The organism is Ideonella sp. P3_A4 (genome assembly GCF_056403075.1).
This window is the reverse complement of record NZ_JBFUGE010000283.1, coordinates 1-7782: the sequence shown is the minus strand read 5'-3', so window position 1 is coordinate 7782 and position 7782 is coordinate 1. Positions and strand designations below refer to the sequence as shown.

7 protein-coding genes are annotated in these 7782 nt (G+C 68.1%); 2 read left to right on the top strand and 5 right to left on the bottom strand.

All coding sequences use genetic code 11. The features are described 5' to 3' along the window. The 5 genes from AC1DYI_RS21315 to AC1DYI_RS21295 form a co-directional block, all read right to left on the bottom strand. Positions 1-998 (bottom strand): YeiH family protein (locus AC1DYI_RS21315; protein WP_477206134.1); only part of this gene is annotated, 998 nt, incomplete at its 3' end. Between the two features lie 10 nt (positions 999-1008). Then, on the bottom strand, positions 1009-1164 hold the full coding sequence (locus AC1DYI_RS21310; RefSeq protein WP_477206135.1) for a hypothetical protein: 156 nt from the start codon (positions 1162-1164) through the stop codon (positions 1009-1011). Positions 1165-1287: 123 nt separating this feature from the next. Then, positions 1288-2277, bottom strand: coding sequence for a tripartite tricarboxylate transporter substrate binding protein (locus AC1DYI_RS21305; RefSeq protein WP_477206133.1), 990 nt, complete (start codon positions 2275-2277; stop codon positions 1288-1290). A 9-nt stretch (positions 2278-2286) separates the two neighbouring features. Beyond that, positions 2287-3345 (bottom strand): beta-keto acid cleavage family enzyme, encoded by a 1059-nt coding sequence (locus tag AC1DYI_RS21300; RefSeq protein WP_477206132.1) that lies wholly within the window; start codon positions 3343-3345, stop codon positions 2287-2289. 162 nt (positions 3346-3507) lie between these two features. Further along, positions 3508-4722: a GGDEF domain-containing protein gene (locus AC1DYI_RS21295; protein ID WP_477206131.1), complete on the bottom strand. Its 1215-nt coding sequence runs from the start codon at positions 4720-4722 to the stop codon at positions 3508-3510. Between the two features lie 179 nt (positions 4723-4901). Here AC1DYI_RS21295 and AC1DYI_RS21290 point away from each other — a divergent pair, with 179 nt between their 5' ends. Together AC1DYI_RS21290 and AC1DYI_RS21285 are read left to right on the top strand one after the other, a co-directional pair. After that, entirely contained in the window at positions 4902-6071 is a 1170-nt protein-coding gene (locus AC1DYI_RS21290; RefSeq protein WP_477206130.1) for a vWA domain-containing protein, read from the top strand. After that, a partial coding sequence (locus AC1DYI_RS21285) for an autotransporter assembly complex protein TamA (protein WP_477206129.1) occupies positions 6068-7782 on the top strand: 1715 nt, incomplete at its 3' end. The genes AC1DYI_RS21290 and AC1DYI_RS21285, both read left to right, overlap by 4 nt.

Genomic DNA, 7782 nt, shown 5'->3' with positions numbered 1-7782 from the left:
CCGAGCACCAGCGCGGCCAGGAAGACCGTCTCGCCGACCATCAGCACGATGGGCTTCAGGCCCACGGTGGCCAGGTCCTTCAGCTGGGTCTTCATGCCGATCGCGGCGATCGCCAGCACCAGGCACCAGCGCGACGCGTCACTACCCGCCTGTTGCAGCGTGGCAGGCACCCAGCCGGTGCTGTTGATCAGCACCAGCGCCGCGAAGCCGAGCGCGAAGCCGGGCAGCAGCGGCGGGCGCGGGCCGGCGGCCTCGCCGCTGGTGCGCAGGCGTGAGCGCGCCAACGCGGAGGCGAACACGATCACCGGCAACAGCATCGCCACGCGCATCAGCTTGACCAGCGTGGCCACGTCGCCGGCTTCGTGCGAGATGCTGTAGCCGGCACCGACCACCTGCGCCACGTCGTGGATCGTGCCGCCGAGGAACATGCCGGCAGCGCGGTCGTCCAGGCCGGCCCAGCGGGCGATCATTGGGTAGACGATCATCGACAGCGTCGACAAGGCGCTGACGCCGATCACCGTGAACAGTGTGGCCCGCTCCTTCTGCGGATGGGGTGGCAGCGCGGCCGACAGGGCCAGCGCCGCCGAGGCGCCGCAAATGGCAGTGGCGCCGCCGGTGAGCAGACCGAACAGGGTCTGGAAGCCCATCAGCCGCGCCGCCAGCATCGACAGGCCGATGGTCACCACGACCAGCAGCACGACGCCGAGCACCGGCTGCCAGCCCAGCGCCGCCACCTGGGCCACGGTGATGCGCAGCCCGAGCAGCGCGACGCCCAGCCGCAGCACGCTGCGCGCACCGAACTCGATGCCAGGACCACAGACGTGGTCGCCCGAAAGAAAGTTCATCGCCAGCCCGAGCAGCAGCGCGAACAGCATCACCGGCGCACCGTAGTGCTGGGCAAGAAAGGTGGCCGCCGTGGCGACCACTGCACTGGCCAGCAGGCCCGGCAGCAGTTGGCGGGCGCGAGGCGCCCAGGCGGTGAGCGCAATCGCGTCCATGTGTCGGCCTTCAGGGGGTGGGGAGTCGGCAGTCGCGAAATTGCTCGCGCAGCCGGTTCTTCAGCATCTTGCCAGCTGCACCAAGCGGGATCGCATCAACGAAGACCACGTCGCCGGGCGTCCACCACTTGGCGAGCTGGCCCTCGAAGAAGCCGAGCAACTGCATCAAACCATTCATGAACTGGCTACGGCTGTGGTGGCGCGGCGCAGCCGCCGCCGGGCCGCTCCCAAAAGGCGGCTGCGGCCCTGTCGGAGGGCGGCGGAGGTACTCCTGCGCCGGGTGCCCCATTCACTCAGGCTTGAAGTTGATCGACTTCAGCAGCGAGGCCTGGCGCTCGTAGGCGTTGCGCAAGGTCTTGGCGAGGTCTTCGCTGGTCGCGTTCAACCCGGGTTCCATGCCCAGCGCAGCCAGGCGCTCCTTCATCGCCGGTGCCTGCATGACCTTCAGCACCAGTTCGCGCAGCTTGGCTTGCACCGTCGCGGGCACGTCGGGCGTGACCCACAGGCCGACCCAGGCCACTGCGTTCATCGCCGAGTAGCCCTGCTCTTCGAAGGTCGGCACATCGGGCAGGGCCGCCAGGCGCTGAGGTGTGGTGACCGCGAAGGCCTTCAGCTTGCCCGCCTTGATCATCGGCACCGAAGTGGCCGGGCCGTCGAACATGAACTGCACGTGGCCACCGATCACGTCTTGCAGCGCGGGCGGCGAGCCCTTGTAGCCGACGTGGCTCATGTCCAGTCCGGCCAGGCTGTTGAACTCGACGCCCAGCGTGTGCGAGAGCGTGCCCGTGGTGTACGAGGCCACGCTGACCTTGCCAGGGTTGGCCTTCACGTAGGCCACCGCCTCCTTCAACGTCGAGGCCGGCAGCGCGGGCGCTCCGACGAAGACCAGGCCGCTGCGCGCCAGCTGGGCGATCGGCTTGATGTCCTTGAACGGGTCGTAGCGCGCCTTGGTCAAATGCGGAATCTCGCTGACGATGCCGCTGACATGCACCAGCACCGTCTGGCCGTCATGCGGTGCGGCCAGCAGCTCGTTGACACCCAGCATGCCGACAGCACCCGGCTTGTTGTCGACGATCACCGGCTGGCTCAGCGCCGGCTGCAGCGATTCGGCCAGCATGCGGCTGACCACGTCGAGCGTGCCGCCGGGCGGCGCCGGCACGACGATGCGCAAGGGCGTGGTCGACGCGGTCTCGGCGAGCGCGGCGCCGCCCACGGCGGCCAGCGCAACCAGGGCGAAACCGCGGCAGACGGCAGCGGCGATGCAGGTAGACAGTTTCATCGGATCTCCTCAGGCCGCTTGGCGCAACGTGGCACCGCGTTGGCCCGGCTGGCGATTGGGCGCATAGCCCAGCGCGGCCAGCGTCTCGTCGGCATTCGCATAGTGGGTGCCGATCTTGTAGATCGCGCGCGCCTCTTTCCCGCTGGCCACGTCGCGGCCCAGCTCGCGGGCCACGCGCACCAGCTGCTCGATCTGTTTCACCGAGCCCATCCTCTCACCCTTGCGGCCCCACAGGTTGTCTTCGATGCCGCAGCGGGCGTGCAGGCCCATCGCCATCGCCATGGTGTTGACGGGCAGCACGTTGCGCATGAGGGTCTCCAGCGTCAGGCAGGCGCCGTCGGGCACGCGGCGGATGAATTCCATCATGTTGTACGGGCTCGGGCCGTCGAAGCCACCGCCAAGGGCGACCCARGTCAAATTGAGCGGCCCGGTGTAGATGCCGCGCCGGATCAGGCGCTCGACAGTCTCCAGCTGGGCCACCGTGGCGAGCTGGAAGTGCGGCTGGATGCCGTTGGCCTGCAAGCGCTTCAGGTGTTCATCGACCCAGCCCGGGCCGGCCGGCACGGTCATCTCTCGGTAGGCCTGGTAGACGGCGGGGCGCTCGAACGAGGTGCCGGCGTAGTCGTCGGCGCTCATCAGTTCGACGACGTTCATCTGGGTGGTGTTGACTGCGATCGTCACCTGGTCGGGCTTCGGGTCCAGCTCGGCCAGCATGTGGCGCGTGTCGTCGCTGAGCCACTTGGCCTCGCCGCCCTCGCCTTCGGGCGAGAACGAGATCGAGCCGCCGACCTGGATGATCATGTCCGGCACTGCGGCCTTGACGCCGGCGATCAACTCGTTGAACTTGGACAGCCGCTTGCTGCCCTTGCCGTCGAGCTCGCGCACATGCAGGTGCAGCACGGTGGCACCGGCGTTGTAGCAGTCGACCGCCTTCTGGACCTGCGCCTGCATCGTCACCGGAATGTCCTCCGGAAAGTCCTCGGGCTCCCACTCGGGGCCGTAGGGAGCGACGGTGATGACCAGCTTGTCCTGGTTCTCGGGCAGCAGCGAATCGTCGAGGAAGTTCATGCGCGTCTCCGTGATGATCGGTCGATGCGGCATGTTGGAACGGGCGCCGGGACCCGGTTGTGCCCAGCGCGACGGCGGCTTATCCATTGGCGCCACGCCTGCGCCTTGGTGGACGCAACCGTGGTCGCGGGCAGCCCCGCTCGACCAAGGTCGCAACCCAGCTCAGGGCACGACCAGCGGCTCGMGCGCCGACGCGATCGGCGCCAGCTCGCTGTCGAGCGGCATCTCGACGCGGTTGCGCCCGGCCGCCTTGGCCCTGTAGAGCGCCACGTCAGCCCGCGCCACCGCCACATCGGCCGGCTCGGTGACGCCCTGCTGGGCCAGCGTGACGCCGATGCTGATCGTCACCGCCACGTCGCTGGCGTCCTTGGCACTGGTCTCGACGGCCTGGCGCAGGCGCTCGGCCAGCAAGGCCGCGCCATGCATCGGCGTCATCGGTGCCAGCACGCAGAACTCCTCGCCACCCATGCGCGCCACCGTGTCGACCTCGCGTGCCGATTGGCGCAGCACCTGCGCGATCCGGCTCAGCACCTGGTCGCCAACCGCGTGGCCGTGCTGGTCGTTGACCCGCTTGAAGTGGTCGACGTCGATCAGCAGCAGAGCCCAAGGCGGCGCGCCGCGCCGCACCCTCGCCTGCTCGCTGGCCAGCGTCGTCAGCAGCGCGCGCCGGTTCAACAGGCCGGTCAGCCCGTCGTGGCGCGACAAGTGGTGCAGCCGCCGAACCAGCCGTGTCACCGAAACGAAGATCAACGCCAGGTTGAACAGCGCCAACAGCGTGGTCAGTGCAATCAGCCCCACCACATTGGCGATCGTGGGCGCGGACAGCAGCAGTTCACTCTCGGGAGGGTAGCGCCACGCCGCAGTCACCACCCGCGATGCAAACAGGAGCGCCGTCACCAGCAGCGGCCCGCCCATCAGCAAACCGACGAAGCGACCGAACTCGACCTGCGCCGGCTGCACGCCGATCCACAGGCCGCGCAGCAGGACGCCGGTGACGCAGGCCGAACCCAGCATCGCCCGCAGGTACGGGTCCATGCCCAACGCGATGTTGACCACGCCGAGCAGCGATACCGCCATGAGCATCAGCACATCCGGCCACCGGGCCGGGGACTTGCCCACGAACAACGCCAGTCCGCGGCTGACGCTGACGAAGCCCGCCACCAGGGCGAAGTCAGCCAGTGCGATCGGCCAAGCCAGGTGTGGCCCTTTTTGCAGCAATCCGGCGACGGCCGCCATCACCCCAAAGAAGCTGAATGCAGACCAGTGCAGCGCCGATTCGCGCGACAAGCCCAGCCGCGTGCCGGCCAGCCACCAGCCGACGGCTGCCAACCCCAGCAAGATGCCAAGCACGACAAGCAGGGTTTGGATGGCGTCCATCAAGCGGCGGCAGGTGTGGGGCTATGGTACGTCCAGCAACGAACGGGCCCGCACAATGTGGCACCATCGTGCCGGCACTCCTGAGGCCCCAGGGCCGCATCCGGCCCGCCCCCCGCGGGGGGCAAGAAACTCGGGAGCGGCCCTTCGTTTCTTGAGAGCCCCCGCCCCCGCGCCCTGCCATGCTGACCAACTTCTTCTTCACACTGCGCGCCGCCAAGCTGCCGGTGTCGGTCAAGGAATACCTGACCCTGCTGGAAGCGCTGAAAGAAGGCGTCATCGGCCCGTCGATCGACGACTTCTACTTTCTCGCCCGCACCACGCTCGTCAAGGACGAGGCCTTGTTCGACAAGTTCGACCGCGCGTTCTCGGCCTATTTCAAGGGTGTCGAGATGCTGACGGACTTCGGGCGTGAGATCCCGCTCGAGTGGCTGAAGAAGGTGCTCGAGAACGAGCTGAGCCCCGAGCAGAAGGCTGCGATCGAGAAGATGGGCTGGGACGAGTTGATGGAGACGCTGAAAAAGCGCCTCGAAGAGCAGAAGGGGCGCCACGAGGGTGGCAGCAAGTGGATCGGCACCGCCGGCACCAGCCCGTTCGGCCACGGCGGCTACAACCCGCAGGGCATCCGCATCGGCGGGCCCGGAAAGAACAAGAGCGCGGTCAAGGTCTGGGACCAGCGTGCCTACAAGGACTACGACGACTCGCTCGAACTGGGCACCCGCAACATCAAGGTCGCGCTGCGCCGGCTGCGCCGCTTCGCGCGCGAGGGCTCGGAGCTGGAGCTCGACCTCGACGACACGATCCACTGCACCGCCGCGAACGCCGGCATGCTGGACATCAAGCTGGTGCCCGAGCGCCACAACAAGGTCAAGGTGCTGCTGCTGATGGACGTCGGCGGCACGATGGACGAGCACATCCACCGCGTCGAAGAACTCTTCAGCGCCGCGAAGAGCGAGTTCAAGCACCTCGAGTTCTATTACTTCCACAACTGCGTCTACGACTTCATGTGGAAGAACAACCGGCGCCGCTTCAGCGAGAAGTCGGCGACCTTCGACGTGATCCGCAAGTACAACAAGGACTGGCGGCTGATCTTCGTCGGCGACGCGACGATGAGCCCCTACGAGATCCTGCAGCCCGGCGGCAGCGTCGAATACAACAACGAGGAGCCCGGCGCCGAATGGGTGCAGCGGCTCACGCACGCCTTCCCGAAATACGCCTGGATCAACCCTGAACCGCAAGGTGTCTGGCAGTACCGGCAGAGCATTTCGATCATGCAGCAGCTGATGCACCAGCGCATGTTCCCGCTCACGCTGGCCGGGCTGGAAGGAGCGATGCGCTTGCTGAGTAAATGAGCGCGGCACGCTGGTTGCTCGCCCTGGTGTTTGCCGCGTCGGTCGTCGGGGCGGCGCCAGCATGGGCGCAAGACGAAGGCGCTGCGCCGTCGCCAGAACCCACGGCAGCACCAGCAGCACCCACGACAGCCGCCAGCGGCGTGCCCGAGCTGGAGGTCGTCGCACCGGGCGAGCTGCGCAAGCTGCTCGAAAAACACCTCGACCTGGCCCGCGCGATCGCCGACCAACACGCCGCAGAGGCCAATCGACCCGGTGGCGCCCGCCCGCCAGCCGCGCCGGCTTCAGCCGCCAGCGCGGCAGCCACGTCCGATTCGAGCATCGAGATCAGCGACGTCGAATGGTCACGCCTGATCGCGGCGGCGCCGGCGCAGGCCCGCACCCTCGTGCAACCCGAGGGTTATTTTCTCGCCAAGGCGCGGGTCGAGCGCCAGGGTCGCCAGGTGCGGCTGACCCTGGAACCCGGCCCGATCGCCCGCGTCGAAAAGCTGGTGATCGAATTCCAGGGCGGCCTCGGCGATGCGGTCGAAAACCGCGAACAGCGCGCCCGTGAACTGCACGACCAGCTGATCGAGAACTGGGCCTTGCCGGTCGGTGCGGCCTTTCGCAACGACGTCTGGTCCGGTGCCAAGAGCGCGGTGATCGGGCGGCTGCGGGCCGAGGGCTACGCCGCCGCCAGCTGGAGCGGCACCAGCGCCGAGGTCATCAGCAGCGACGATCCCGACAGCACCGAAGCGCCGAAGGTGCGCATCTTCGCGGTGGCCGACAGCGGGCCGCTGTTTCGCGCCGGCGGTGGTCCCGACTCGATCGCCATCACCGGCCTGGCCTTCCACGATGCCGAGCGAGTGCGGGCATTGGCCGGCTTCGAAGAAGGCGCACCGCTGACCGAAACCCGCCTGCTCGACTACCAGGAGCGGTTGCTGCGCACCGGCCTGTTCGACCAGGTCGCCGTCAGCCTGGACCCGGACGCGGCGCTGGTGGGCCAGTCCCGCGTGCTGGTGCAGGTCAAGGAAGCGCCGCTGCAGAACGCCACCACCGGCTTGGGCTACGGCACCAACACCGGGCCGCGGGCGACGCTCGAATACACCCACCGCCGAATCTTTGGCTGGGCCGCCACCGCACGCAACAAGTTCGAGCTGGGCCGCGACCRCAAGGCCTGGGACGGCGAGATCTCTGCCCACCCTAACGCCAAGATGCAGCGTTACCTGGTCGGCGGAACTTACGAGTTGCTGAAGACCGACGAAGACCGGGTGATCTCACAGCGCGTCCGCCTCGGCCGATCGGAAGACCTGCCGCAGCACGAGCGGCTGGCCTTCGTCGAGCTCGAACGCAGCAACGAATGCAGCTATTCCGACGGCGCCTGCATCGACGCGCTGACACTGAAGGCTGTGTCGGCCAACCTGCACAACACCTGGCGCCGGCTCGACAACGCGGTGCTGCCCACGCGCGGCGCGACGCTGAATGTGCAGGTCGGTGCAGGCTGGGCCACCGGTTCGGCGCCGACGCTGCCGGTGGAACAGCGGCCAGCGTCCGGCCCCTTCACCCGGCTGTACGGCCGCGCCACCGGCTACCTGCCCTTGCCGAACGGCTTCTTCAGCGAAGCGCGGCTGGAGCTCGGCGGCGTGCTGACCAAACACGAGGTCGTGGTGCCCGACTCGCAGCGTTTTCGCGCCGGCGGCGACGACTCGGTGCGCGGCTACGACTACCGCACGCT

Excerpts from the sequence above, each read along its gene's own strand:
- AC1DYI_RS21310 (WP_477206135.1), bottom strand. The coding sequence starts at position 1,164 with ATGCAGTTGCTCGGCTTCTTCGAGGGCCAGCTCGCCAAGTGGTGGACG.
- AC1DYI_RS21305 (WP_477206133.1), bottom strand. The coding sequence starts at position 2,277 with ATGAAACTGTCTACCTGCATCGCCGCTGCCGTCTGCCGCGGTTTCGCC.
- AC1DYI_RS21290 (WP_477206130.1), top strand. The coding sequence starts at position 4,902 with ATGCTGACCAACTTCTTCTTCACACTGCGCGCCGCCAAGCTGCCGGTG.